The sequence below is a fragment of the Kitasatospora sp. NPDC059827 genome (assembly GCF_042731675.1).
Taxonomy (GTDB): Bacteria; Actinomycetota; Actinomycetes; order Streptomycetales; family Streptomycetaceae; genus Kitasatospora.
This window is the reverse complement of the sequence record NZ_JBHWIV010000081.1, coordinates 1-23,440: the sequence shown is the minus strand read 5'-3', so window position 1 is coordinate 23,440 and position 23,440 is coordinate 1. Positions and strand designations below refer to the sequence as shown.

The 23,440-nt window shown below is 74.2% G+C and carries 18 protein-coding genes; 8 read left to right on the top strand and 10 right to left on the bottom strand.

The window, feature by feature from the left end:
• Positions 1-56 precede the first annotated feature (56 nt).
• Complete coding sequence (locus ACFV8H_RS33675; protein WP_380407516.1) at positions 57-1,220, bottom strand: acyl-CoA dehydrogenase family protein; 1,164 nt, start codon at positions 1,218-1,220, stop codon at positions 57-59.
• 129 nt (positions 1,221-1,349) lie between these two features.
• On the opposite strand from ACFV8H_RS33675, the gene ACFV8H_RS33670 reads away from it, so the two are divergent.
• Positions 1,350-2,000 carry a TetR/AcrR family transcriptional regulator gene (locus tag ACFV8H_RS33670; protein ID WP_375884982.1) on the top strand — a complete coding sequence of 217 codons (651 nt, stop codon included), beginning with the start codon at positions 1,350-1,352 and terminating at the stop codon, positions 1,998-2,000.
• A 55-nt stretch (positions 2,001-2,055) separates the two neighbouring features.
• Here the strand turns inward: ACFV8H_RS33670 and ACFV8H_RS33665 are convergent, their stop codons facing one another.
• The 8 genes from ACFV8H_RS33665 to ACFV8H_RS33630 all read right to left on the bottom strand — a co-directional run bounded on the left by ACFV8H_RS33665 (position 2,056) and on the right by ACFV8H_RS33630 (position 11,673).
• Entirely contained in the window at positions 2,056-3,156 is a 1,101-nt protein-coding gene (locus ACFV8H_RS33665) for a nitric oxide synthase oxygenase (protein ID WP_380407515.1), read from the bottom strand.
• A gap of 383 nt (positions 3,157-3,539) precedes the next feature.
• On the bottom strand, positions 3,540-4,964 hold the full coding sequence (locus ACFV8H_RS33660; protein ID WP_380407492.1) for a sugar porter family MFS transporter: 1,425 nt from the start codon (positions 4,962-4,964) through the stop codon (positions 3,540-3,542).
• A 229-nt stretch (positions 4,965-5,193) separates the two neighbouring features.
• Positions 5,194-6,165 (bottom strand): L-histidine N(alpha)-methyltransferase, encoded by a 972-nt coding sequence (gene egtD, locus ACFV8H_RS33655; RefSeq protein ID WP_380407490.1) that lies wholly within the window; start codon positions 6,163-6,165, stop codon positions 5,194-5,196.
• A gap of 45 nt (positions 6,166-6,210) precedes the next feature.
• Entirely contained in the window at positions 6,211-6,960 is a 750-nt protein-coding gene (egtC, locus tag ACFV8H_RS33650) for an ergothioneine biosynthesis protein EgtC (RefSeq protein WP_380407488.1), read from the bottom strand.
• Positions 6,960-8,408 (bottom strand): ergothioneine biosynthesis protein EgtB, encoded by a 1,449-nt coding sequence (gene egtB / locus ACFV8H_RS33645; protein WP_380407486.1) that lies wholly within the window; start codon positions 8,406-8,408, stop codon positions 6,960-6,962. The genes egtC and egtB overlap by 1 nt, the downstream gene beginning before the upstream one ends.
• Complete coding sequence (gene egtA / locus ACFV8H_RS33640; RefSeq protein WP_375885307.1) at positions 8,405-9,709, bottom strand: ergothioneine biosynthesis glutamate--cysteine ligase EgtA; 1,305 nt, start codon at positions 9,707-9,709, stop codon at positions 8,405-8,407. Before egtA ends, egtB begins: the two co-directional genes overlap by 4 nt.
• Positions 9,710-9,961: 252 nt before the next feature.
• Positions 9,962-11,194 (bottom strand): aminotransferase class I/II-fold pyridoxal phosphate-dependent enzyme, encoded by a 1,233-nt coding sequence (locus ACFV8H_RS33635; protein ID WP_380407484.1) that lies wholly within the window; start codon positions 11,192-11,194, stop codon positions 9,962-9,964.
• The gene (locus tag ACFV8H_RS33630) at positions 11,191-11,673 is read right to left on the bottom strand and encodes an SRPBCC family protein (protein ID WP_380407482.1); all 483 of its coding nucleotides are present in this window, start codon (positions 11,671-11,673) and stop codon (positions 11,191-11,193) included. The genes ACFV8H_RS33635 and ACFV8H_RS33630 overlap by 4 nt, the downstream gene beginning before the upstream one ends.
• Positions 11,674-11,831: 158 nt before the next feature.
• Here ACFV8H_RS33630 and ACFV8H_RS33625 point away from each other — a divergent pair, with 158 nt between their 5' ends.
• From ACFV8H_RS33625 to ACFV8H_RS33615, 3 genes are all read left to right on the top strand, one after another.
• A complete protein-coding gene (locus tag ACFV8H_RS33625; RefSeq protein WP_380407480.1) occupies positions 11,832-12,638 on the top strand; it encodes an SAM-dependent methyltransferase in 807 nt (268 codons plus the stop codon).
• Between the two features lie 91 nt (positions 12,639-12,729).
• Positions 12,730-14,850 (top strand): putative bifunctional diguanylate cyclase/phosphodiesterase, encoded by a 2,121-nt coding sequence (locus ACFV8H_RS33620; protein ID WP_380407478.1) that lies wholly within the window; start codon positions 12,730-12,732, stop codon positions 14,848-14,850.
• A gap of 194 nt (positions 14,851-15,044) precedes the next feature.
• Positions 15,045-18,446: a hypothetical protein gene (locus ACFV8H_RS33615; protein ID WP_380407476.1), complete on the top strand. Its 3,402-nt coding sequence runs from the start codon at positions 15,045-15,047 to the stop codon at positions 18,444-18,446.
• A 66-nt stretch (positions 18,447-18,512) separates the two neighbouring features.
• Here ACFV8H_RS33615 and ribA read toward each other — a convergent pair whose 3' ends face one another.
• On the bottom strand, positions 18,513-19,142 hold the full coding sequence (gene ribA, locus ACFV8H_RS33610; protein ID WP_375885010.1) for a GTP cyclohydrolase II: 630 nt from the start codon (positions 19,140-19,142) through the stop codon (positions 18,513-18,515).
• A gap of 300 nt (positions 19,143-19,442) precedes the next feature.
• Here ribA and gdhA point away from each other — a divergent pair, with 300 nt between their 5' ends.
• The 4 genes from gdhA to ACFV8H_RS33590 all read left to right on the top strand — a co-directional run.
• Complete coding sequence (gene gdhA / locus ACFV8H_RS33605; protein ID WP_380407474.1) at positions 19,443-20,858, top strand: NADP-specific glutamate dehydrogenase; 1,416 nt, start codon at positions 19,443-19,445, stop codon at positions 20,856-20,858.
• 109 nt (positions 20,859-20,967) lie between these two features.
• Positions 20,968-21,843 (top strand): GyrI-like domain-containing protein, encoded by an 876-nt coding sequence (locus tag ACFV8H_RS33600; RefSeq protein ID WP_375885015.1) that lies wholly within the window; start codon positions 20,968-20,970, stop codon positions 21,841-21,843.
• 238 nt (positions 21,844-22,081) lie between these two features.
• Positions 22,082-22,990, top strand: coding sequence for an NADP-dependent oxidoreductase (locus ACFV8H_RS33595; RefSeq protein WP_380407472.1), 909 nt, complete (start codon positions 22,082-22,084; stop codon positions 22,988-22,990).
• Positions 22,991-23,085: 95 nt separating this feature from the next.
• Positions 23,086-23,440 (top strand): VOC family protein (locus ACFV8H_RS33590; RefSeq protein WP_380407470.1); only part of this gene is annotated, 355 nt, incomplete at its 3' end.

Genomic DNA, 23,440 nt, shown 5'->3' with positions numbered 1-23,440 from the left:
GTGGCGGGTCGCGGAGTGGCGGGTCGAAGGGTGGCGGGGCGGAACGCGATGGCCGGTCAGAAGGCGTTGACGCCGGTCAGGGCGCGTCCGATGAGCAGTTGGTGGATCTGGCTGGTGCCCTCGTAGAGGGTCATCACCCGCGCGTCGCGCAGGTACTTGCCGACCGGGTACTCGTCGATGAAGCCGTAGCCGCCGAACACCTGGAGCGCATTGTTGGCGGCCCGGACGGCGGCCTCGCTCGCGTAGAGCTTGGCGACGGAGGACTCGGTGGCGAACGGGAGGCCGCGGTCGATGTGGTCGGCGACCTTCCAGGTGAGCAGCCGGGCCGCCTCGACATCGACCGCGATACCGGCCAGCAGTTCCTGGACGAGCTGGTGCGCGGCGATCGGCTTGCCGAACTGCTCGCGCTCGCCCGCGTAGCGGACGGCGGCCTCCAGGCAGGCCCGGGCGATGCCGACGCAGCCGGCCGCGACCGACATCCGGCCCTTGGCCAGGGCCGCCATCGCGACCGTGAAGCCCTTGCCGACCTCGCCGAGCCGGGCGCTGTCGGGCACCCGGACGCCGTCCAGGTCGAGTCCGGCGGTGGCCTGGCCGCGCAGGCCGAGCTTGCCGTGGATCTCGGTGCGGCCGAAGCCGGGCAGGCCGGTGGGGACGAGGAAGGCGGTGATGCCCCGGTGGCCCTGCTGCTCGGGGTGGTCGCCGCCGGTGCGGGCGAAGACCAGGGCGACGTCGGCCCAGGTGCCGTTGGTGATGAAGGTCTTGGCGCCGCTGATCAGCCAGTGGTCGCCGTCGCGCACGGCCCGGGTGGTGAGGTGGGCGGCGTCCGATCCGGTGCCGGGTTCGGTGAGGGCGAAGCAGGCCAGGGCCTCGCCCGAGGTGAGCCGGGGCAGCCAGTGCCGCTTCTGCTCCTCGGTGCCGAAGGCGTTGATCGACTTGCCGACCAGGCCGAGCGAGACCGAGACGATCCCGCGCACGGCCGAGTCGCCGCGCCCGAGCTCCTCCAGGACCAGGCAGTACGCGAGGTGGTCGCCGCCGCTGCCGCCGTACTCCTCGGGGATGGTCAGGCCGAGGAAACCGACCTTCCCGAGCTTGCCGATGATCGCGCGGTCCACCTGTTCGGCGCGGTCCCACTCGGCGGCGTACGGCACGATCTCGCGGTCGGTGAACGAGGCGGCCAGCTCGCGGACGGCGGCCTGCTCCTCGGACAACTCCAGGTTCACGACGGTGCCCACCTCGTTAAACTAGCGCTGCAAGTTTTACGTGTGGACTGTAGACCCCACCCGCCCGCGCTGGGAAGGGGCACCTGCCAGAATCGGTCCCCACCCCACCCGACCGGAGGTAGCGACCCGATGGCTCGCCCGCGCACCCCGCTGCTCAGCCGTGAGCGCATCGTCACGGCCGCCCTGCGGCTGATCGACGACGAGGGTCTGGAGGCGCTCTCCACCCGCCGTCTCGCGGCCGGGCTGTCGGTCAGCGGGCCCTCGCTCTACAACCACTTCGCCACCAAGGACGACCTGCTGGACGCGGTGGTGGACAGCGTGATCGGCGAGGTCGACCTGTCGATGTTCGACGACCGGGCCACCCCCTGGCCGGAGGCGCTGCGCGCCTGGGCGCGCTCCTACCGCGCCGCGCTGGCCGCCCATCCCAACATCGTCCCGGTCCTCGCCCAGGGGCCGGGGCGGCGGCCCAACGCGCTGCGGCTGGCCGACGCCGTGTTCGGTCACCTGGTCGGATCCGGGTGGCCGCGCGGCCAGGCCACCCGGATCGGCGCGCTGATGCGCTACTTCGTCACCGGCTCCGCGCTGGCCTCCTTCGCGGCCGGCTTCCCGGCGGACGCCGAGGTGTACGACGCGGCCGACTACCCGCACCTCGGCGAGGCCCACCGGCTCGCGGGGCACCGGGGTTCGGTCGACGAGGGCGCCTTCGAGACCGGCCTGGAAGCGCTGCTGGACGGGCTCGTGCTGCGCTTCGAGCGCCTGGCCGTACGGGCGCCCTCGTAGTCGCGGGCGACCGGCGCCGTCGGGGCGGCCGGCGCCGTCGGGGCGGCCGCCCTGGTCACCAGGGCTCGCGGGCCAGGAAGGCCGGCCGCTGCTCCGGGTCCACCGGGTCGTAGTACCGGTGGTAGACCGGGGTCAGCCCGCCGGAGACCGGGGGCACGATCCAGCTCCAGTCCGCCGGGGTCGGGCGGCCGAGGCGCTGCTCCTGGGCGACGTGCTTGAGGAAGCGCGCCGACTCCGTGTGGTGGTCCGCGATCGTCACCCCGGCCTCCTGGAAGGAGTGCAGCACCGCGAGGTTGAGCTCGACCAGGGCGCGGTCGCGCCAGAGCGTGCGCTCGCTGGAGGTGTCCAGGCCCAGCCCTTCGGCGACGGTGCCGAGCATGTCGTAGCGGTCGGCGTCGGCCAGGTTGCGGGCGCCGATCTCGGTGCCCATGTACCAGCCGTTGAACGGCGCGGCGGGGTAGCGGACGCCGCCGATCTCCAGCGTCATGTCGCTGATCGCGGGCACCGCGTACCAGCGCAGCCCGAGGTCGGCGAACCAGGCGTGCTCGGGGTGGCTCAGCGGCACCTCCAGGGTGGTGTCGTCCGGCAGGCCGTACCAGCGCGGGCGCTCCTCGGGGCTCTCCTGGAGCAGCAGCGGCAGTACCTCGAAGCGGTCCTCGGCGCACTTCCAGCCGAGTTCGCGGGCCCGCGCGGCGAGTTCGGCGCCCGCCGGGTCGCCGACCACATCGCCGTCGACCCGGTGCCCGGCGTAGCGGACCAGCTGCTGGTTGAGGATCCGCGGGGCCGGGCGGTCCGGGCGGTCGGGGGCGAACACCGAGACCACCGGGCGGATCCGGCCGCCGTTGCCCGCCAGCCGGAGGTGCTCGAAGCACTCGGCGGCGATGTCGTCGGGGTCGGACAGGTGGCGCAGGTCGCGGACCACCAGGCTGCGCCAGTACAGCCGGCCGATGCAGCGGGCGGCGTTGCGCCAGGCGAGCTTGGCGCCGTAGGCGAGTTCGGCGGGGGTGTGGTGGTAGCTGCCGGTGCGGTCGATCTCCTCCCGGACGGCGCGCAGTCTCGGCTCCGGGTCGCCGGCGGCGGGCTGCTCGCGGTGGAACTGCCGGACGAACTCGGCGGCCTGCCCGGGGTCGGTGAACGGCGGTGGCGCGGGCGGCAGTTGTGGCTCCGGCGCCGGCTCCGAAGTCCGCTGCGGGGTCCGCTCCGAAGTCCGCTGCGGGGTCAGCTGCGGCTCCGGCGCCGGGGCGGGCCGCAGCCCCGGTCCGGGGGGCGGCGGTACGGGTGGTGCGAAGTCCGGCGCGGGGTGCGCGTGGGCGTACGGACAGCCGCCGCTCGGGGCGGTGGCGGTTCTGCGGGTGCGGAGCCGGTTGAAGATCAAGGACACATCCCTCCTGGCGAACAGGAGTACCGGAGGTGTCCGGCCCACCGCAGGGAGTGAACGATTCGGCCCCCGCACCCGCGCTCAGCGCGCTAGGGTGCGGGGGCCGAAGGTCGGATCGTACGACCGGAAGGCGTCGGGTTGTGGGGCTGTGGGGGCCTCGGTCAGCCCATGTCCTCCAGGCGGACGCCCTTGGTCTCCTTCATGTACTTCGCCACGAAGACGAGCGACAGTGCCGCGAAGGCCGCGTACACCAGGTAGGTCGCCGAGAGGTTCCAGCGCGCGAGCGACGGGAACGACACGGTGATCACCCAGTTGGCGATCCATTGCGCGGAGGCGGCGACGGAGAGCGCGGCGGCGCGGATCCGGTTCGGGAACATCTCGCCGAGCATCACCCAGACGACCACGCCCCAGGACATCGCGAAGAACAGCACGAAGGCGTTGGCGGAGATCAGCGCGACGGTGCCCTGGAGGTCGGGCAGCGTGACGTTGTCGCCGGAGCCGGTCGCGGAGGAGAACGCCCAGCCGGCGGCGGCGAGGGTGACGGCCATGCCGGCCGAGCCGATCAGGGCGAGCGGCTTGCGGCCGATCCGGTCGACCAGCAGGATCGCGATCACGGTGCCGAGGATGTTGATGACCGAGCCGATGAAGCTGATCAGCAGCGAGTTGCTCTGATCGATGCCGACCGACTGCCACAGGATCGACGAGTAGTAGAAGATCACGTTGATGCCGACCAGCTGCTGGAACACCGACAGGCCGATGCCGACCCAGATGATCGGGAGCAGGCCGAAGCGGCCGCCGAGCAGGTCGCGGAAGCGCGGACGGTGGTCGGAGGCGATCAGCGACTGGATCTCGGCGATCCGGGCGTCGGTGTCGATGCCCTCGCCCTCGACCTCGACCAGCACCTTGCGGGCGTCGTCCAGGCGCTCGGCCTGGATCAGGTAGCGGGGGGACTCCGGGATCACCGAGGAGAGCACGAAGTAGACCGCGGCCGGCACGACGCAGATGCCGAGCATCCACTGCCAGGCCTCCAGGCCGAGCAGTCGGCCGCGGGTGTCACCGCCGGCGGCGTCCGCCAGCACCCAGTTGACCAGCTGGGATATCGCGATCCCGAGCACGATGGCGGCCTGCTGGAAGGAGGCCAGCCGGCCGCGGTACTTGGTCGGCGCGACCTCGGCGATATAGGTCGGGGCGATCACCGAGGCGATGCCGATGGCCGCGCCGCCGAGGACGCGCCACAGGGCGAGGTCCCAGGGGGAGAACGGCAGCATCGAACCGACGGCGCTGACCGCGAACAGCAGCGCGCCCGCCTTCATGACCTTGATCCGGCCGTAGCGGTCGGCGAACCGGCCGGCCAGCGCGGCACCGACCGCGGAGCCCAGCAGCGCCGAGGAGACGATCAGGCCGGTCGCGCCGCTGCCGACTCCGAACTTCCCCTGGATCCCGGAGACGGCGCCGTTGATCACGGAGCTGTCGTAGCCGAAGAGGAAGCCGCCGAGGGCCGCTGCGGCGGTGATGAAGACGACGAAGCCGAGGCGGCCGGGCGCGGTGGCCTCGGCCGCCCCGGAGGGCTTCTGGGTGACGCTCACGATCTTGACTCCTGGTACTCAACGCTGAGCTCGGTAGCCGAGATCGTAACCCCTATTCGTTCAAGCCTTGTAGGCGGGGAGGCTCAAGTTTTGCTCTGAGAATTCGTAAGGTGAACAAGCAAATTGGGGCCTCCGGGGTAACCCGCTGGTGGCTCGCTCCTCGCTCGCTCGTGGCTCGTCGGTGGCGCGCTCAGGTGGCTCGCCCGGGTGGCGCGCCCGGGTGGCTCGCTCAGGCCGGGGCGGAGAGCGAGAGCCCGAACCGGCCCTCCGGGTCCGTCCACCAGTGGGTCAGCCGCAGCCCGGCCGCGGCCAGCTCCCCGGCCACCCGCTCCCGGCGGAACTTGGCCGACACCTCGGTGCGCAGCTCCTCGCCCCGGTCGAAGTGCACCGGCAGGTCCAGGGCCGGGATCTTCACGGTCTGCGTGCGCAGCGAGCGCAGCCGCATCTCGATCCACTCCTGCTCCGGGTCCCAGAGCGCGACGTGCTCGAAGGCCTCCGGGTCGAAGTCGGCGCCCAGCTCGCGGTTGAGCACGTTGAGCACGTTGCGGTTGAACTCGGCGGTCACCCCGGCGCCGTCGTCGTAGGCGGCGACCAGGACGGCCGGGTCCTTGACCAGGTCGGTGCCGAGCAGCAGGAAGTCGCCCGGGTCGAGGGCGGCGCGCAGGCCGCGCAGGAAGCCGGCCCGCTCCTGCGGCAGTAGGTTGCCGAGGGTGCCGCCGAGGAAGGCGACCAGCCGGGGGCCGCCCTCCGGGGGCAGGCCGAGGCGGGCGGTGAAGTCGGCCAGGACGCCGTGCACGGCCAGCCCGGGGTACTCGGCGGCGAGTGCGGTGCCGGCCGCGACCAGGGCGCTCTCGCTGACGTCCACCGGGACGTAGGTCTCCAGGTCGCCGGTCGAGCGCAGCGCGTCCAGCAGCAGCCGGGTCTTCTCGGAGGAGCCGGAGCCCAGCTCGACCAGGGTGCGGGCGCGGGTGGCGGCGGCGATCTCGCCGGCCCGGGCGGTGAGGATGGCCCGCTCGGCGCGGGTCGGGTAGTACTCGGGCAGCCGGGTGATCTCCTCGAACAGCTCGCTGCCCCGGGCGTCGTAGAACCACTTCGGCGGCAGCCACTTGGGGTCGGCGGTCAGTCCGTGCCGCACGTCGTGGTGCAGCGCGGTGCTGAAGTGGTCGGCGGGCAGCAGTCGGGTGAGATCGAATGTGTCCATGACAGGGTGGTTCCTCTGTTCAGAAGATGAAGGGAGAGTGGAGGGTCAGTAGTGGCTGGGGAGCTGCCGGACGGTGACGCCCGCGGCGTCGGCCAGCAGCAGGGAGCCCTCCGGGACGGGCGTCCAGTCCGGGTCGTCGTCGTACGGCTCGGAGGCCACCACCGCGCCGAGGCCGGGCAGGCTCCGGTGGTGCAGGGTGTCGCCCCAGGTGGTCGCGGCGAGCGCGGTGCCGTCGGTGAGCAGCAGGTTGAGCCGTCCGGTGGTGTGCGCGGTGACGTCGGCCACCGTGCCCGCGAGCGCCTCGCCGAGGCTCTCGCCCCGGCGCAGCCGGTGCAGGGTGAGGGCCCACAGCAGGGCCGAGTCGGTCCGCGCCTCCAGCTCCAGCAGCTCGGCGGGCGGCAGCAGGGCGGCGAGCGCGTCCAGCTTCCCGGGCCAGCCGGCCACCGCCCCGTTGTGGCTGAACAGCCAGCGCCCGGCGGCGAACGGCGCGGCCGCGGCCTCGCCCGCCGCGCAGCCGTCGGTGGCGGAGCGGACGGCCGCCAGCAGCGCCCGGGTGCGGATCACCCGGGCGAGGTCGGCGAAGCCGGCGTCCGCCCAGATCGGCCCGGACCGGCGGTAGCGGGCGGGCACCTCGTCGCCGTCCGCGTACCAGCCGAGGCCGAAGCCGTCCACGTTGACCGTCCCGTACTGCTGGGTGCGCGGCGCCCAGGACTGCCGGTGCAGCGCGTACGGCGGCCGTACCAGCAGCTCCTGCGGTGCCACCGGCTCGCCCAGGTAGGCGATGTGACGGCACATCAGGCACCCTCCCGCTCGCGCTCCGCGCCGCGGGTGGCGCGCTCCGGGGTGCGGGCGTCGCGCTTCGGGGTGCGGGCGTCGTGCTCCGCGCTGCGGGCGGTGCGGAAGCCGGAGAAGATCTGCCGCCGGACGGGGTAGTCCCAGTTGCGGAAGGTGCCCCGGCAGGCGACCGGTGCCACCGCGAAGCAGCCGCCGCGCAGCACCTTGTGCTCGGGCCCGAAGAAGACCTCCGAGTACTCCTTGTACGGCCAGGCCCGGAACCCCGGGTAGGAGTGGAAGTCGCTGGCCGTCCACTCCCACACATCGCCCATCAACTGCCTTACCCCGTAAGGTGATTCGCCCGCCGGATAGCTGCCGGCGGCGGCCGGGCGCAGATGCCGCTGGCCGAGGTTGGCGTGCTCGGGGCCGGGCGGGCCGTCACCCCAGGGGTAGCGCCGCGAGCGGTCGGTGGCCGGGTCGTGCCGGGCCGCCTTCTCCCACTCGGCCTCGGTCGGCAGCCGCCGCCCGGCCCAGCGGGCGTACGCGTCCGCCTCGTACCAACTGACGTGCAGCACCGGCTCGTTCGGCGGCACGGGTTCGACGGCGCCGAACCGGCGGCGGAGCCACTGGCCGTCCTGCCGCTGCCAGAACAGCGGGGCGGTCAGGTCGGCCCGCAGCCGGTGCTGCCATCCCTCCGCGGTCCACCAGTGCGGGTCGTGGTAGCCGCCGTCGGCGATGAAGCGCTGGTAGGCGGCGTTGGTGACCGGGGTGGTGTCCAGGAAGTAGGCCGGCAGGTCGACGCGGTGCGCCGGGCGCTCGTTGTCCAGGGCCCACGGCTCGGTGTCCGTGCCCATGGTGAACGGGCCCGCGGGGATCAGGACCTCGGCGGGCAGGGTGGCGGCGTCGGCGGGCGCGGGCGGCGGCGGGGGAGCGGCCAGGGCGGGTTCGCCCCGGCGGAGCTGGTGGGTGATCAGCATCGTCTCGTCGTGCTGCTGCTCGTGCTGGGCGATCATCCCGAAGGCGAACCCGGCGTCCAGCAGCGGTGCGCCCTCCAGGGGGCTGGCGGCCAGCAGGTCCAGCACCCGGCCGCGCACCTCGTGGGCGTACGCGCGGGCCTCGGCCGGCGGCAGCAGCGGCAGGCTGGGGCGCTCGGCCCGGGGGTGCTCGAACGCGTCGTACAGCGGGTCGATCTCGGGGTGCATCGGGTCCCGGCCGCCGACGTTGCGCAGCAGCCACAGCTCCTCCTGGTTGCCGATGTGCGCGAGGTCCCAGACCAGCGGCGACATCAGCGGCGAGTGCTGGGCGGTGAGGTCGGTGTCCTCGACGCAGTCGGTCAGCGCGGCGGTCCGGGCGCGGGCGGCCAGCAGTTCGGCGGCGATGCTCTCGCGCAGGGCCTCGGTCCCGGGGGTGGGATCGCTCCCGGGGGTGGGATCGGTGCCCGGGGTGGCGGGCGGTCGGACGTCGGTCATGATGCCTCCTCCGGGGGAGTGCGTCGGGTGCCGGAGCGCAGGGCGTCCAGCTGGTCGTCGGCCGGGCAGCGGCCGCGCGCGGGGTAGCGCTCGGCGAACTCGGCGACGGTGGCGCGCAGCCGCCCGGCGCCGGGCAGGCGGCCCAGCGCGGCGTCGGCGGCGGCGAAGCAGGTGAGGGCGGCGCGGCGCAGCTCGGGGTCGGCGACGCCCAGGGTGGCGGCGCGGCGCCAGACCCCGCTGCGCGGTGGGCGCGCACCGGCGGCGCCCTCCCGCCGGTCGGCGGCGTCGAGCGGTTCCAGCGCGGCGAGTGCGGTGTCGGCGGCCACCGGGTCGTCCAGCAGCGCGGTGACCAGGGCGGTGGGCACCACCCAGCCGTCACCGGGCTGGGCGTCGATCATCCGCAGCTCCAGGTGGCCGCGCGGGCGCACCGGGGGGAACAGGGTGGTGCAGTGGTACTCCAAGTCGGCCAGTGTGGGCGGGCGTTCGCCCGCGCCGCGGGTCCAGTCGCGGAAGGTCAGGCCGGGCGGGGCGGTCCAGGGCCGCCCCTCCGGCCTTCGCACGCACAGGACTTCGGCGTCCAGTACGTACTGCGCCCAGGCCTCGCGCGGGTCGCCGTGGTCCGGCTCGGGGGCGAGGGTGCGGGTCGGGTCCATCCGGGACCAGACGGTCTGCCGGGTGGACCGGTGGCCGGTCGGCTTCCCGTCCAGGAGCGGGGAGTTGGCGAAGGCGGCGACCAGCACCGGGCCGAGCCGGTGGACCAGCTGCCAGCGCCGCTCGACCGCGTGCGGGCCGGCCGCGTCACCGGCGTCCAGGCACACCTGCACGGACGCGGTACCGGTCATCATGACCCGGCCCCAGGGCCCGGCCGAGTCGAAGAAGCGCTCCATCGCGAGGTAGCGGGGGTGGTCCAGCACCATCCGTCGGGGGCGGGCGAGCGGGTCCGTCCCGGTGCCGGTGAGGCGCAGGCCCTGCGCCGCGAAGGCGGCCCGCAGGGCGGTCAGATCGCGTCGGGTGTCGTCGACGCAGGCCAGCAGGCCGGTGGCGGGCGGGGAGCTGAGCTCGACCTGTCCGCCGGGTTCGAGCGTGAGGCGCGAACCGGAGGGGAGCGAGGTGCCGTCGGCGCCGCCCAGGGGCAGCGATTCCAGCGCGGCGTGGAGCAGTTCGGGAGGAACCGGCCGGCCGGGACATCGGTCGTCATGGACGAACCACTCGACCTCGACCCCCACCAGGCGGGGAGGTCCGATCTTGAAGCAGACGCCCGACACGTGGCTGCGCGCCCCCGATTCGGTCAACGGGGTCACCCCCGTCGGGGGCGGTGCTGCGCTCTGCCGGTCGGGCGGAGTGGTGCGGGATGTCGGTATCACCGGACTCACCATCCTCGGGATCACGATTGCGGCCCGGTCTACTTTGCCCAGTCTGCTACGGAGCATGCGGGGGCGCTTCGCAAATATCGCGTGAATGTTCGTTTCCGCAGGTCAGGGGCATGGCGATCGGGTGAATGCGGGGTTCTCGGGCGCTCCGGGAGGGCTGCCCGGCCGGGGCACGTGCCCCGGTCACAGGCGGTCCAGGCGCTCCAGGACGGTGTCCAGCACCGGGCCCGGCTGGGCGTAGTTGAGGCGCAGCGAACCCGCGCCGCCCGGGCCGAACTCGGCGCCGTCGGAGGCCTCCAGGCCGCAGCGCTCCAGCAGCGCGGCGCGGGCGCCGGTGGGCGGCAGGCCGAGGGCGGCGGCGTCCAGCCAGAGCAGGTACGAGGCCCGCGGGACGGAGTGGACGGCGGGGCCGAGCCGCTCGGTGAGCCGGGCGCGGGCGGCGGCGAGGTGCGCCAGCAGCGCGTCCAGCCACGGGCCTCCCTCGCCGAGCGCGGCCCGCTGCACGGTCTGCTCCAGCAGGCCGCCCTCCCAGAGGCCGTAGCCGGCCAGGGTGTCGGTCAGCCGGGCGCGCAGTGCCGGGTCCGGGACGAGGGCCCAACTGCTGGGAATGCCGGAGCAGTTGAAGGTCTTGCCGACCGAGTTCAGGGTGACGACGGCGTGCCGGTGCGCCGGGTCGGCGGTGGTCACGGCGACGGGGTGGGCCCGGCCGGGGTGGGTGAGATCGCCGTGGACCTCGTCCGAGACCAGCAGGGCGCCCGCCTCCGCGGCCCACCCGGCCAGCCCGCTCAGGTACCCGGTGTGCCACACCGTGCCGGAGGGGTTGTGGGGGTTGCTCAGCAGGACGGCGGACGCGGGGCGGGGCAGTGGGCCGCCCGGGGAGCGGTAGCCGGTAGGGGAGGGTCGCAGCGGTAGCTCGCGGTACGGGAGGCCGGCCGCGCGGCAGAGTTGGGCGAAGCCGCCCCACTCGGGGGTGGGGAAGAGGACGGGGGCCTGCTGGTCCGCGGTCTCCGTCCGGACGGTCTCCAGGAGCAGGCGCAGCGCGGTGCGCGGGCCGCAGGGGAGCAGCAGGACCCAGTCCGGGTCGACCTCGACGCCGTGCCGGGCGCGGTACCAGTCGGCGACCAGGGTCCGCCCGGCCGGATCGCAGACGGTGTACCCGTAGGCGGGGTGGCGGGCGCGCCGGGCCAGGGCCTCGGCGACGGCGGGCGGGCCGGGGAGGTCCATGTCCGCCAGGCCCATCGGGATCACGCCGGGGGCGGCGGCCCGGGCCCACTTGCTGCTGCCGGTGCCGGTGCGGTCGAAGGGGGTGTCGAAGCCGAACTTGGAGCCGAGGCCGGGGTCGGGGCCCGGCGAACAACTGACAGCTGACAGATTTCGAAAGTTGAAATCTGTTCGCTGAAATCTGTCATCTGTCATCTGTTCGCCGTCCTTCGTCCGCCGCCGTCACCCGCCAGGTACGCCGCCAGTCCGCGGCCTCCCCGGCACATCATCACCGCGTGGTTGGCCCGGAACAGCGGGTGCAGCGGCAGTGCGAGGCGTCGCAGCAGGGGCTTGGCGGGGCGGGCGTCCTCCTCGAAGAGCACCCGGCACCGCGTACCGCCCGGCCCGTCCGCCGTCACGGTGAACCGAGACCAGCCGACCAGGTCGCCCCGCATCGCCGCCTCCAGCACCCCGGCCGCCGGGTCGCGCCGCCTGGCCTCCAGCCCGATCACCAGCCGGTACGGCAGCAGTGCCCGGACCACCACCTCGCCGGACCCCGCACCGGTCTCCCGGGCCGCGCGGACCTCCGGCCACCACAGCGGATAGCTCCGGACGTCCGCCAGCGCCGCGTACACCGCCGGGGCGGGTGCCGCGAGCCGCCACTCGCCCCGGAAGCGGTAGTGGTTGGGATCCACGGCTCCACCCTAGGGAGAGCGCCGTCCGCGAGGAAGAGCGCACTCCGCTTGCACCCGTTCGGGGTGCAAGGGAGGATCTTGTGTGCTTGTAGTCTCATCAGTCACGGCAGCACCTCCCGGCGCTGCGCCCCCGGATCCGGAGTGAAGGAGTCACAGGCATGCGGCGACCGAGCTGGGTACCGGAAGGTACGGACCTGGACAAACCGAACGCCGCGCGGGTCTACGACTACTACCTCGGGGGCTCCCACAACTTCGAGGTCGACCGGGAGATGGCCCGCAGGGCGATGGCCCTGTGGCCCGAACTGCCCCAGATCATGCGCTCCAACCGGGCCTTCCTGCGCCGCGCCGTGACCTTCCTCGCCGAGCAGGGCATCAGCCGCTTCCTGGACATCGGCTCCGGCATCCCGACCTTCGGCGCCGTGCACGAGATCGCCCGGGCGATCCGCCCCGGGGCCGAGGTGGTCTACGTCGACCGCGACCCGGTCGCCGTCGCCCACAGCCGCCTGCTGCTGGAGGAGGACCCGCACAGCGCCGTCGTCCAGGCCGACCTGCGCGACATCGAGGACCTGCTGGACCGCCCCGAGGTGTCCGCCCTGCTGGCCGGCGACGAGCCGGTGGCCGTCCTGCTGGTGGCCGTCGCCCACTTCGTCAGCGACGACGAGGACCCCTGGAAGCTGATCGCCGCGGTCCGAGACCGCCTCCCCGCCGGCAGCGCGCTGGTCCTCTCGCACGCCTCCCTGGAGGCCCGCCCGGACCAGGCCGAGGACCACCAGAAGCTCTACCGGATGACCCCGACCCCGCTGACCATGCGCACCCGCGACCAGGTCACCGCGATGTTCGACGGCTTCGAGCTGGTCGAACCGGGCGTGGTGCACCTGCCGCAGTGGCACCCCGACCAGCCGGGCACGGTCGGCGAGCACCCCGAGCGGATCGCCGGGGTGGCGGGCGTGGGGTTCCGCCCTTGAGCGGTCGCGCCGGGAGAGCAGCCGACGCCCGCACGCCCCGTGCGGCGGCCGCCGGACGCCCGGCCCTGCCCAGCGCCGCCGGGACGCTCCGATGAGCGGCGCGACCCCGCCGGGCGGCGACGCGGAGCGGTTCCACGAGGACTGGTCCCGGCTGCTCTCCGCCGACCACGGCATCGCCGTCCACCCCGGCCTGCTCGGCCGGCTGGTCGCGCGCACCGCCGCGCTGCTGCACCGGGCCCAGCAGAACGACCCCTTCGAGCCCCGGCTGGCCTCCCGGGCCGGTGCCGAACTGGTCGACGGGCACTTCACCGACCCGGTGCTGCTCGCCCGCGCCGTCGAACTGCTCCAGGCCCAGCCGCTCCACGACGGCCGCGGCCCCGCCCTCACCGGCGCCTTCGCGGCCGGCTGGGCGAACGCCCTGCGCGAGCGCACGCTGCGCGAGCAGGAGGCCATCCGCACCGCCGCCGACGCGGCCCGCAAGGAGGCCGAACGCGCGCTGCGCGCCTCCGAGGCCCGGTTCCGCGCCCTGTTCGAGAGCGCCGCGATCGGCATCGCGATCGGTGACACCGACGGCACCATCCTGGCGGTCAACAAGGCCGTGCAGGAGCTGTTCGGCGCCGGGCCGGGGGACATGGTCGGGCGCCGGGTCGACGACCTCGTCCACCCCGAGGACACCCCGGGCGTCTGGGAGGCGTACGAGGAGCTGATCAGCGGCAAGCGGGAGTACTTCCAGTTCGACAAGCCGTACTACCGGCAGGACGGCGAGGTGGTCTGGACCCACCTGACCGTCTCGCTGATCCGTGACGAGGACGGGGTCCCGCAGTACCAGGTCGCGATGCTGGAGGACGTCACCGACCGTTACCGGCTCCAGGAGCGGCTGCGCCACCAGGCCACCCACGACCCGCTCACCGGCCTGCCCAACCGCGCCGCCTTCTTCGAGCGGCTGGAGAAGGTCTTCGACGAGCCGGAGCCGGGCGCCCGCTTCGGCCTCTGCTACGTCGACCTCGACGGCTTCAAGGTGGTCAACGACAGCCTCGGCCACGACATGGGCGACCAGCTGCTGTCCGCCGTCGCCGCCCGGCTCAAGGCCGCCCTCACCCCGCTCGGCCACCTGGTCGCCCGGCTCGGCGGCGACGAGTTCGTGGTGCTGCTGGAGAACTGCCGCGGCGAGCAGGAGGCGGTGGCCGCCGCCAAGACCGTGCTCAAGGCCCTGGCCGGGCCGGTGCTCATCGGCGACCACAAGCTCGCCGTCGGCGCCAGCGTCGGCGTGCTGGAGCGGCGGGTCTCCACCACCACCCCCGGCGCCGCCGTGCGGGCCGCCGACCTGACGCTGTACCGCGCCAAGGAGGCCGGCCGCGGCCGCTGGACGCTGTTCGACCCCAAGGAGAACGCCCGCGCGGTCAGCCGCTACGCGGTCTCGGTACGGATGCCGGCCGCCCTCGACCGCGGCGAGTTCTTCATCGACTACCAGCCGCTCTACCGCCTCGCCGACGGCCGGATGGCCGCCGTGGAGGCGCTGGTGCGCTGGCGCCACCCGCAGCTCGGGGTGCTCGGCCCGGACGAGTTCGTCACCACCGCCGAGGAGACCGGGCTGATCATGCCGCTCGGCCGCTGGGTGCTGGAGCAGGCCTGCGGCCAGGCCGCGGACTGGATCAAGCACTACGGCGACGCCGCGCCGCAGCTGAACGTCAACCTGGCGGTGCGGCAGGCGCGCAGCGCCGCGCTGGTCACCGACCTCGGCCGGATCCTGGACGGCACCGGGCTCGACCCGGCCCGGCTGCAGCTGGAGATCACCGAGTCGACGGTGGTCGGCCCCGAGGACGAGGCGCTGCGCACCCTGCACGGGCTGGTCGACCTCGGGGTGTCGCTGGCGGTGGACGACTTCGGCACCGGCTGGTCCAACCTCTCCTACCTACGCGACCTGCCGGTCTCCGGGCTCAAGATCGCCGGGTCCTTCGTCGGCGACCTGCACGACCCGGCGAAGGACGGAGCCACCGGGTGGCGCATCGTCAGCGGCCTGGTGTCGATGGCGCACACACTCGGCCTGAACGTCACCGCCGAGGGCGTGGAGACCCGCAAGGACGCCGAGCGGCTGCGCGGGATGGGCTGCGACTGGGCGCAGGGCTGGCACTTCGGCCGCCCGGTGCGGCCCGAGGAGATCGCCCGCCGGATCGTCGAGGAGCCGGAGGGGCGCCCGGTCGAGGAGGGGTGAGCCCGCCCGGGGAGGAGTGGGGCCCGGCAGCTCCCGCCTCCGCGTGCACGGGTTCCGGAACCGTTCCGGAAAGCGCCCTGCGGCCTTGCCCGGTATGCGGGATGATGGCGCGTCAAAATCACCACCCGGCACCGGTGCGCCCGTGGTCAACGCCTCCGCACCGGGCCCGGGGATCGGGGGAGGGGTACGCCGCGATGGGCGCAACGGAGGGCTCCGGTCCGGGCGAGGGGGACGGGCGCCGGGGGTGGCCGGAGGAGTCGCCGCGGACCAGGGTCGACTGGGGCTCCCGGGAGCGGGGCACCCGGTTCCGGGGGTCGTGGGACCCGCGGCGCGGGCGGGGCGGAGCGCGGGACCGGGCCGCGGAGGAGGCCCGCCACGACCCCGAGGCCGCCACCCGGCGCACGCCCGGGCCCCGCCACGACCCGGAGGCCGCCACCGAGGTGCGCCGACCGCGCTCCGCGGCCGGCGGCCCGTCCTGGCAGGACAACATCGGCCCAGGGCCCGCGCCGGGCGGCGGACCCGCACCCACGCCCGCACCCGCGGCCGGGCCCGCGCCCATGGGCGGCCCCTTCGAGGACGACTTCCCCGAGGCCCTGCTGGACCGCTTCACCCCGCTGGGCAGGGCGGGCGCCGGCGCGGAGGGCACCGTCTGGTACGTCCGGCGCACCGACGGGGGCGCCGACGCCGCGGTCAAGGTGGCCGTCGGCGGCCAGCGGATGGACCACGACCTGCTCGCCCATCTGCGCAACGACGGCTTCCGCCGGCACGTCCCGCACCTGATCGACTACGGGCGGGTCCGCCACCACGGCGTGCCGGTCGACTGGGTGGCGATGGAGTACCTGCCCGTCACCCTTTCCGCGCACGTCGCCGCGCTGCGCCGCGGCGGCGCCCACGCCGACCCGCGGACCACCGAGCAGATCGTCTACGAGCTGGTCTCGCTGCTGGAGTTCTGGCAGCGGCGGATCCAGCGCAACCCGCTGGACTTCAAGCCGGTCAACATCCTGGTGCGCCCCGGCCGCGGCCCCGGGGAGTTCGTGATCGCCGACTTCGGCGGCGTCGACCGGCTCACCGACAGCCGCCGGTTCACCTCCACGATGATGGTCACCGTCGCCTACATGGCCCCCGAGCAACTGGCCGGCAAGAACCACGAGGCCGGGCCCTGGTGGGGGCTCGGCAACGTGCTGTACGAACTGTTCGTCGGCCGGCCCCGGTTCGTCGGGGCGGACGGTGAGCGGGCGGCCGACCACGACCTGGAGCTGGAACTCGTCATGGGCGAGGAGGTGGACCTCTCCGCCGTCTCCGACCGGCGTCAACTGCTCCTACTCCAGGGCCTGTTCACCAAGAAGCCGGAGGACCGCTGGACTGCTGCGGAGGTCCGCAGCTGGTTGGCCGGCGGCAGCCCGGCGGTGATCCGGCGCCGCCCACAGGCCCTGCGGCCGATCACCTTCCTGGGCGACCCGTTCACCGACCCGGTCCGGCTCACCGAGGTGCTGCTGCGCAACTCCGGTGCGGCGGCGCGCTGGCTCGCGGCGGTCGGGGCGGAGCGGCTGCGCGACTGGCTGCGCGACGAGGTCAAGGACTCCGTGTTCGACCTCCACTACCTCACCGACGTGGTCCGCGCCCCCGGCTCCCGGCGCGAGGCGGTGGCCGGCGTCGCGGTGCTCGCCCTCGGCGCCGCCTTCGCACCGGGAGCCGTCCCGCACTACCGTGACCGGCCGGTCGACCCGGCCGGGCTGGAACGCGTCGCCACCGAACCGGACGGCGCCGCGTTCATCGACGAACTGGTCCGCGGCGGCGCCCCCGCCGTCGCCGCGCGCTACCACTGCTTCCACCCCGAGTGCTCCGGCGAGCACTGCTCCCGGCTGCTCGCCCTCGCCGCGCTCCCGGACGTGCTCGCCGAGGTGGAGCGCACGGCCCGGACGGTCGGCGGCGGCCGGCGCGGTGACGGCGGCCTCAGCCCCGAGGAGCGCGAGGAGGCGCACCGGCTGGCGGTCTGGCTGAGCATCCGCCCGGAGGAGCGGTACCGGCTGCTCGGCCGGCTGTCCCCGCTGCCCGCCGCGCTGCACCGGTTGCCGCTGCCGGTACGGGTGTCGGAGCTGGCCGCGCTGGTCGCGTCGGCGGTGGTGGACGGGGCGCTGACGGTCGGGGCCGGGGCCCGTACGGCGGCGCGCTCGGCGGCCCGGCGGCCGGCGCCCGACCCGGCGGCGGCCACCCCGCGGGACGTGGTGCGACGGCGCTGGTCGGCGCTGCGGCGGCGGGCGGTGGGAGCCGACCCGGAGCAGGTCACGGGGCGGGCGGCGCTGGTGGCCGCGGAGGCGGTGCGGCGGCGCGGCCGGGGCCGGGCGGAGCGGCCCGAACCGGCACCGGGGGCGCTGCGGGAAGGCGGTGCGCGGCCCGGGCGGGCGGCCCGGCTGTGGGCGGAGCGGCTGTGGGGGGAGCGGCGCCGGCGGCCGCCGGTGGACCGGGCGGCCCGGCTGCGGCTCTGGTGGCCGTACGCCCGCACCATGCTGCCGCGCCGGGTGGCGGCGGTGGCCCTGCTGGTGATGGGCCTCGGGCTGCTGCTGTGGGCGGGAGCGGTGCTGCGCTACCCGGTCGAGGCCGGGCACGGGCTCGACCTCTCGCCGGACCTGTTCGGCGGGCCGCTGCACCTCGCCGGGCGGCAGGCGGCCGAGCAGGTGGTCGGGAAGCTGGGGGCGGCCTTCGTGGCGGCCGCCGTGCTCGCCTTCTTCCCGGCCCCGGTCGGCCTCGGTACGGCGCTGCTGGCCGGGGTGGGCGCGCTCGCGATCGGCTACCTGCGGCTCGGACCGCCGATGACGGCGGTGGAGGCGCCGCGGCCGGTGGCCGAGCGGGTGGTCATGTTCGAGGGCGGGATGGGGAGTTGGGCCGGGATCGCGGCGGTGGTGGCGGTCGTGGTGGCCGTGGTGCTGATCGAACGGGGGGCCAACCGGCTGCTGAGGCCCGCCCAGCGGGCCCGGCGGCAGGTGCGGGAGGCCTGGCGGGACCTCGACCGGCGGGCCGCGCGGGCCGCCCGGGTCGCGGGTTCCGGGACGGGCTCCGGGACGGGCTCCGGCACGGGGGCGAGTGCGGGTGCGGGCGCGGGTGCGACGGCGGGGACGGAGGTCGCCGGGGCGTGGCGGCCGGGCCGGGCCGGCACCCGGGACCGGCTGCGGTTCGCGCTCACCGGTACCGGGGTGCTGGTCCTGCTGCTGTGGGCGGCGGTCGAGGTGCGGCTCGCGGCCACCGGCCCGCACCGCACGCCGGAATCCTGGGGCACGGGGCAGACCGGTGCGGCCTACCAGGCGGGGTTCGTCGTCCTACTGGCCGCGGTGTCGTTGCTGAGCACCCTGGGCACGCTGGTCACCGCCCGGGTGCTGCTGGTCGGTTGGATCCTCGGCACCCTGTTCCTGGGCGCCTGGCCCGGGGCGCTGGGGCCGGTGGAGGCGCTGCGGATCCCGGTGTTCGAGGGGGTGTTCGGCGCGGTCGCGGGCTGGTGGGGGCACGGCGCCTTCTGGGCCGCACTGCTGGTGGCGCTGCCGCTGGCGGCGTACGGGGTGCTGCGGGCGGCGCGGGCTCGGGGGCGGGGCGGCGTCGGCTGACGGCCCCGTCCGGCCCCGGGCCGCGCTGACCTGCCCGTGTCGACCTGCCCGCGCCGATCTCGGTGGTCAGCCGACCAGTCGGGAGAGCTCGATCGAGTGCCCGGTCCGCTCCACCTTCGCGGTCAGGTAGCGGACGTTGCTCGCGGACAGGTGGACGCCGGTCGGCACCCGACGGCGGACGGTGATCCCGAGGCCGGCCAACTGGGCGGCCTTGTCCGGGTTGTTGCTCAGCAGGTCGACGCCGTCGACGCCGAGCGCGGTGAGCATCTGGGCGGCCGCGGTGTAGTCCCGGCCGTCCTCGGGCAGGCCCAGCGCGGTGTTGGCGTCGTAGGTGTCCAGGCCGGAGTCCTGGAGGGCGTAGGCGTCCAGCTTGTTGTAGAGGCCGATGCCCCGGCCCTCCTGGCGGAGGTAGAGCAGGTAGCCGCCGGCCTCGCTGATCCGCTCCACCGATTCGCGCAGCTGCGGGCCGCAGTCGCAGCGGTCCGAACCGAAGACGTCGCCGGTCAGGCACTCGGAGTGCAGCCGCACCAGCGGGGTTCCGCCGGCCGGGACGGTGCCGAGGGCGAGCGCGAGGTGTTCGGCGCCGTCGGCGAGGCCGTGGAAGGTGGAGACCTCCGCATCGGCGCGGTAGCCGTCCGGGAAGGTCAGCGGGATGCGCACGTGCGAGCGCACCGTGGCGGAGCCGGGCTGAGGCATGGTGGGGCCTCCGTCGATCGGGGGTGGACCGGGGTGAACCGCTCCGGATCCGGACGGATCGGGGCGGGTCGGATGTCGACCGTACTCGGTCGTTCCAATTTGAACAACTGCCTACTGCCGGTGACCGGGGCGACTACGGAGGCGAACAACACCCCGCCCGCCCCTGCTGTTCCCGTACGGCGGTCCAGCATGTGGAAGGGGCGGGACCCGAGGCATGGACACTGCGACACTTCGTCCCGTTTCCTGGGCACGGGAACGCCTCGCGCACGACCACCGACGACCACGGAAGGTCCTGATCAGATGCCCACGAGCCGCGCCACCACTACCTCCTCCGCCTCCGCCGCTCCCGCCGCCGACCGGCCCCGCCTCGACGCCGAGCAGCGCGCGATCGAATCGCTCTACGCGGACGTGGTCCGCCGCAACAAGGGCGAGACCGAGTTCCACCAGGCCGTCCACGAGGTGCTGGAGACCCTCGCCCCGGTGCTCGCCCACCGCCCCGAGCTCCTCGACGCCCGGATCATCGAGCGGATCTGCGAGCCCGAGCGCCAGCTGATGTTCCGGGTGCCGTGGACGGACGACTCCGGCGACATCCACGTCAACCGCGGCTTCCGGGTCGAGTTCAGCAGCGCCCTCGGCCCGTACAAGGGCGGCCTGCGGTTCCACCCCTCGGTGAACCTCGGGATCGTCAAGTTCCTCGGCTTCGAGCAGATCTTCAAGAACGCGCTCACCGGGCTGGCGATCGGCGGCGGCAAGGGCGGCTCCGACTTCGACCCCAAGGGCCGTTCGGACGCCGAGATCATGCGATTCTGCCAGTCCTTCATGACCGAGCTGCACCGGCACCTCGGCGAGCACACCGACGTGCCGGCCGGTGACATCGGCGTCGGCGGCCGGGAGATCGGCTACCTGTTCGGCCAGTACAAGCGGATCACCAACCGCTACGAGGCCGGCGTCCTGACCGGCAAGGGTCTCGGCTGGGGCGGCGCGCAGGTCCGCACCGAGGCCACCGGATACGGCTGCGTCCTGTTCACCGCCGAGATGCTGGCCAGCCGCGGCGACGGCCTGGACGGGCGCCGGGTGCTCGTCTCCGGCTCCGGCAACGTGGCCGTGTACGCGATCGAGAAGGCCCAGCAGCTCGGCGCGACGGTGCTGACCTGCTCCGACTCCTCCGGCTACGTGGTGGACGAGAAGGGCATCGACCTCGACCTGCTCAAGGAGGTCAAGGAGGTCCGGCGCGGCCGGATCTCCGAGTACGCCGAACTGCGCGGCAGCCACGTGCGGTTCGTCGAGGGCCCGGGCGTCTGGAGCGTGCCCGCCGACGTGGCGCTGCCCTGCGCCACCCAGAACGAGCTGACCGAGGCCGACGCGCTCGCCCTGGTCCGCAACGGGGTGCTGGCCGTCGCCGAGGGCGCCAACATGCCCACCACCCCCGAGGCGGTGCGGGTCCTCCAGGAGGCCGGGGTGGCCTTCGGGCCGGGCAAGGCGGCCAACGCGGGCGGCGTCGCGACCAGCGCGCTGGAGATGCAGCAGAACGCCTCCCGCGACTCCTGGACCTTCGAGCGCACCGAGCAGCGGCTCGCCGGGATCATGAAGCACATCCACGACTCCTGCCACACCACCGCCGAGCGCTACGGGCACCCGGGCGACTACGTGGTGGGCGCGAACATCGCGGGCTTCGAACTGGTCGCGGACGCGATGCTGGCCCAGGGCCTGGTCTGAGGCCGGTCACCCGGCGATCGGTGCCCGACCGGAGCGGGCACCGATCGTCGGGTACGGCAAGGTGGGTCCTTCCTACGGTGGTGATCGGCAAGGGAAGGATGGGGTGGCAGTGCTGGAGCACCTGAACCGGGCGATGGAGCACATCGAACGGCGCCTGGACCAGGAGATCGACGTGGCCGAACTGGCGCGGATCGCGATGACGTCGGAGTACCACTTCCGGCGGCTGTTCTCGATGCTCGCCGGGATGCCGCTGTCGGACTACGTACGGCGCCGGCGGCTGACCGTCGCCGGGGCGGAGGTCCTCGACGGCGGGCGGACGCTGCTCGACATCGCGGTCAGCTACGGCTACACCTCGGGGGAGGCGTTCGCCCGGGCGTTCCGGGCGATGCACGGGGTCGGGCCCGGAGAGGCCCGGCGCGAGGGTGCGGCGCTCATCTCCCAGCCCCGGATGTCCTTCCGACTCATCGTGGAGGGAAGCAGCAGCATGGAGTACCGGATCGTCGAGAAGCCGGACTTCCGGATCGTCGGGAAGAAGGCCCGGGTCCCCCTGATCTACCTGGGGGTCAACCCGCACATCGCCGAGTTCATCCGGGGGTTGGGCGCGGAGACCGTCGAGCGGATCACCGCCCTGACGGCGAAGAACCCGCTCGGCATCGTGTCGGTGACGGACGACTTCTCGCCCAACCGGGAGGAGGGGTCCGAACTCGACTACTGGCACGCGGTGGTGGCGCGTGAGGACGCCGTCGTCCCGGACGACCTGGACGTCCTGCACGTCCCGGCCGGGACCTGGGCGGTGTTCACCAACCGCGGGCCGTTCCCGCAGGCCTTGCAGGAGATGTGGGGGGACACCTACAGCCAGTGGTTCCCCTCCAACCCGTACGAGACCCGGCCGGGTCCGGAGATCCTCCGGACCAGCTTCGTCCCGGGGACGGGCGACGCGGAGGCGGAGCTCTGGCTCCCGGTGACGCGGGCCGTGCGGGGCTGACGGCCGGCAGGTGACGGCTGACGAGTAGCAGCTGACAGCTGACAGCTGACAGCTAACAGATGACAGAAAACAGATAACAGCTGACGGATAACAGATGTTGAAATCTGTCATCCGTCAGCTGTCTTTTGTTCGTCCGCCCCCGTTCGGCCCACCAGCGCCCGCCCCCGCCCCGCCGCGCCCCCATGCTGGGGCGGGGGAGCAGGTGCCGCAGGGCGCTACCCGAGGAGTGGGATCACCGATGGCCAAGGCGTTCGGCTTCATCGATTACGGCGGACCGGAGACGCAGGAGTTCCTCGACCGTCCGGTGCTCGACCCCGGCCCGGGACAACTGGCGGTCACCGTTCGGGCCGCCGGGGTCAACCCCGTGGACTGGAAGATCCGCCGGGGCTTCCTCGGTCGCGAGCGCCAACTCCCCGCCGTGATGGGCCAGGAGGCCTCCGGGGTGGTGCAGCGGATCGGCCCCGGGGTCACCGGCTTCACCCCGGGCGACGAGGTGTTCGGCCTCGTCGCCGCCGGCGCCTTCGCCGAACAGACCCTGCTGCGCGCCGAGTTGAGCGCCCTCAAGCCCGAGGGCGTCGGCTTCGACCTGGCCGCCACGCTCGGCGTCTCGGTCGCCACCGCCGACGACGCGCTGCGCCAACTCGCCCTCGGCGCCGGGCGTACGCTGCTGATCCTCGGGATCGCCGGCGGCGTCGGCAGTGCCGCCGCCCAGATCGCCCGCAGTCGGGGCCTGGTCGTGCTCGGCACCGCGAGCGATGCCAACCGGTCGTACGTGGAGTCCCTCGGAGCGACGCAGATCCGTTACGGCGACGGCGTCGCCGAGCGGATCGCCGAGGCCGCCCCCGACGGTGTCGACGGCATCCTCGACCTGGTCGGCGGTGACGCCCTGCGGGCGGTGGCCGGAGTCCGGACCGACCGGACCGAGCTGGTCAGCACCGCCGACCCGGCCACCGCCGCCGAGCTCGGCGGCGCGTACGTCACCCGCTCGACCAGCTCCGAGACCCTGGCCGCCCTCGCCGCCCTGGTCGCCGCCGGCGGCCTCGACCCCCAGGTCACCGGCCGCTACCCGCTCGGCCGCGCCGGTGAGGCGCTCGCCGAGGTCGAGTCCGGGCACACGCGCGGCAAGGTGGTCCTCGAAGTCTCTTGAGAGAGCGAGGCCCTGACGAACCATCAGATCAAGGCACCGCAGCGCAGCCCGAGCGCCCCCGAGAGCCGAGAGTCAAGAGCCGAGAGTCGAGAGCCATGAAGCAGACCTCCGTCACCACCGATGCCCCCTGCTGGGTCGAGCTGGGCACCGACGACCCGGCCGCCGCCCGGGTCTTCTACGCCGAACTGTTCGGCTGGCGCCCCGAGAGCGGCGTCCGCCCCGAGGACGACGGCTACACCCAGATGTTCCTGGGCGAGGCCGCGGCCGCCGCCGTCACCCCGCGCTACGCCCCGCAGCAGCCGGTGGCCTGGACGGTCGCCATCGCGGTCGCGGACGCCGACGCCACCGCGGCGAGGGCCGAGGCGGCCGGCGGCAAGGTCCGCAAGGAGCCCACCGACGTGACGGACCTGGGCCGCTTCTCGGTGGTCGCCGACCCGTCCGGTGCCGTCC

Bases quoted from the DNA above. Each gene is read 5' to 3' on its own strand.
- egtB (WP_380407486.1), bottom strand. From the start codon at position 8,408: ATGACCGACGTCCGACCGCCCGCCACCCCGGGCACCGATCCCACCCCC.
- egtD (WP_380407490.1), bottom strand. From the start codon at position 6,165: ATGGACACATTCGATCTCACCCGACTGCTGCCCGCCGACCACTTCAGC.
- ACFV8H_RS33625 (WP_380407480.1), top strand. From the start codon at position 11,832: ATGCGGCGACCGAGCTGGGTACCGGAAGGTACGGACCTGGACAAACCG.
- ACFV8H_RS33635 (WP_380407484.1), bottom strand. From the start codon at position 11,194: ATGACAGATGACAGATTTCAGCGAACAGATTTCAACTTTCGAAATCTG.
- ACFV8H_RS33670 (WP_375884982.1), top strand. From the start codon at position 1,350: ATGGCTCGCCCGCGCACCCCGCTGCTCAGCCGTGAGCGCATCGTCACG.
- egtC (WP_380407488.1), bottom strand. From the start codon at position 6,960: ATGTGCCGTCACATCGCCTACCTGGGCGAGCCGGTGGCACCGCAGGAG.
- ACFV8H_RS33620 (WP_380407478.1), top strand. From the start codon at position 12,730: ATGAGCGGCGCGACCCCGCCGGGCGGCGACGCGGAGCGGTTCCACGAG.
- ACFV8H_RS33615 (WP_380407476.1), top strand. From the start codon at position 15,045: ATGGGCGCAACGGAGGGCTCCGGTCCGGGCGAGGGGGACGGGCGCCGG.
- gdhA (WP_380407474.1), top strand. From the start codon at position 19,443: ATGCCCACGAGCCGCGCCACCACTACCTCCTCCGCCTCCGCCGCTCCC.
- ACFV8H_RS33595 (WP_380407472.1), top strand. From the start codon at position 22,082: ATGGCCAAGGCGTTCGGCTTCATCGATTACGGCGGACCGGAGACGCAG.
- ribA (WP_375885010.1), bottom strand. From the start codon at position 19,142: ATGCCTCAGCCCGGCTCCGCCACGGTGCGCTCGCACGTGCGCATCCCG.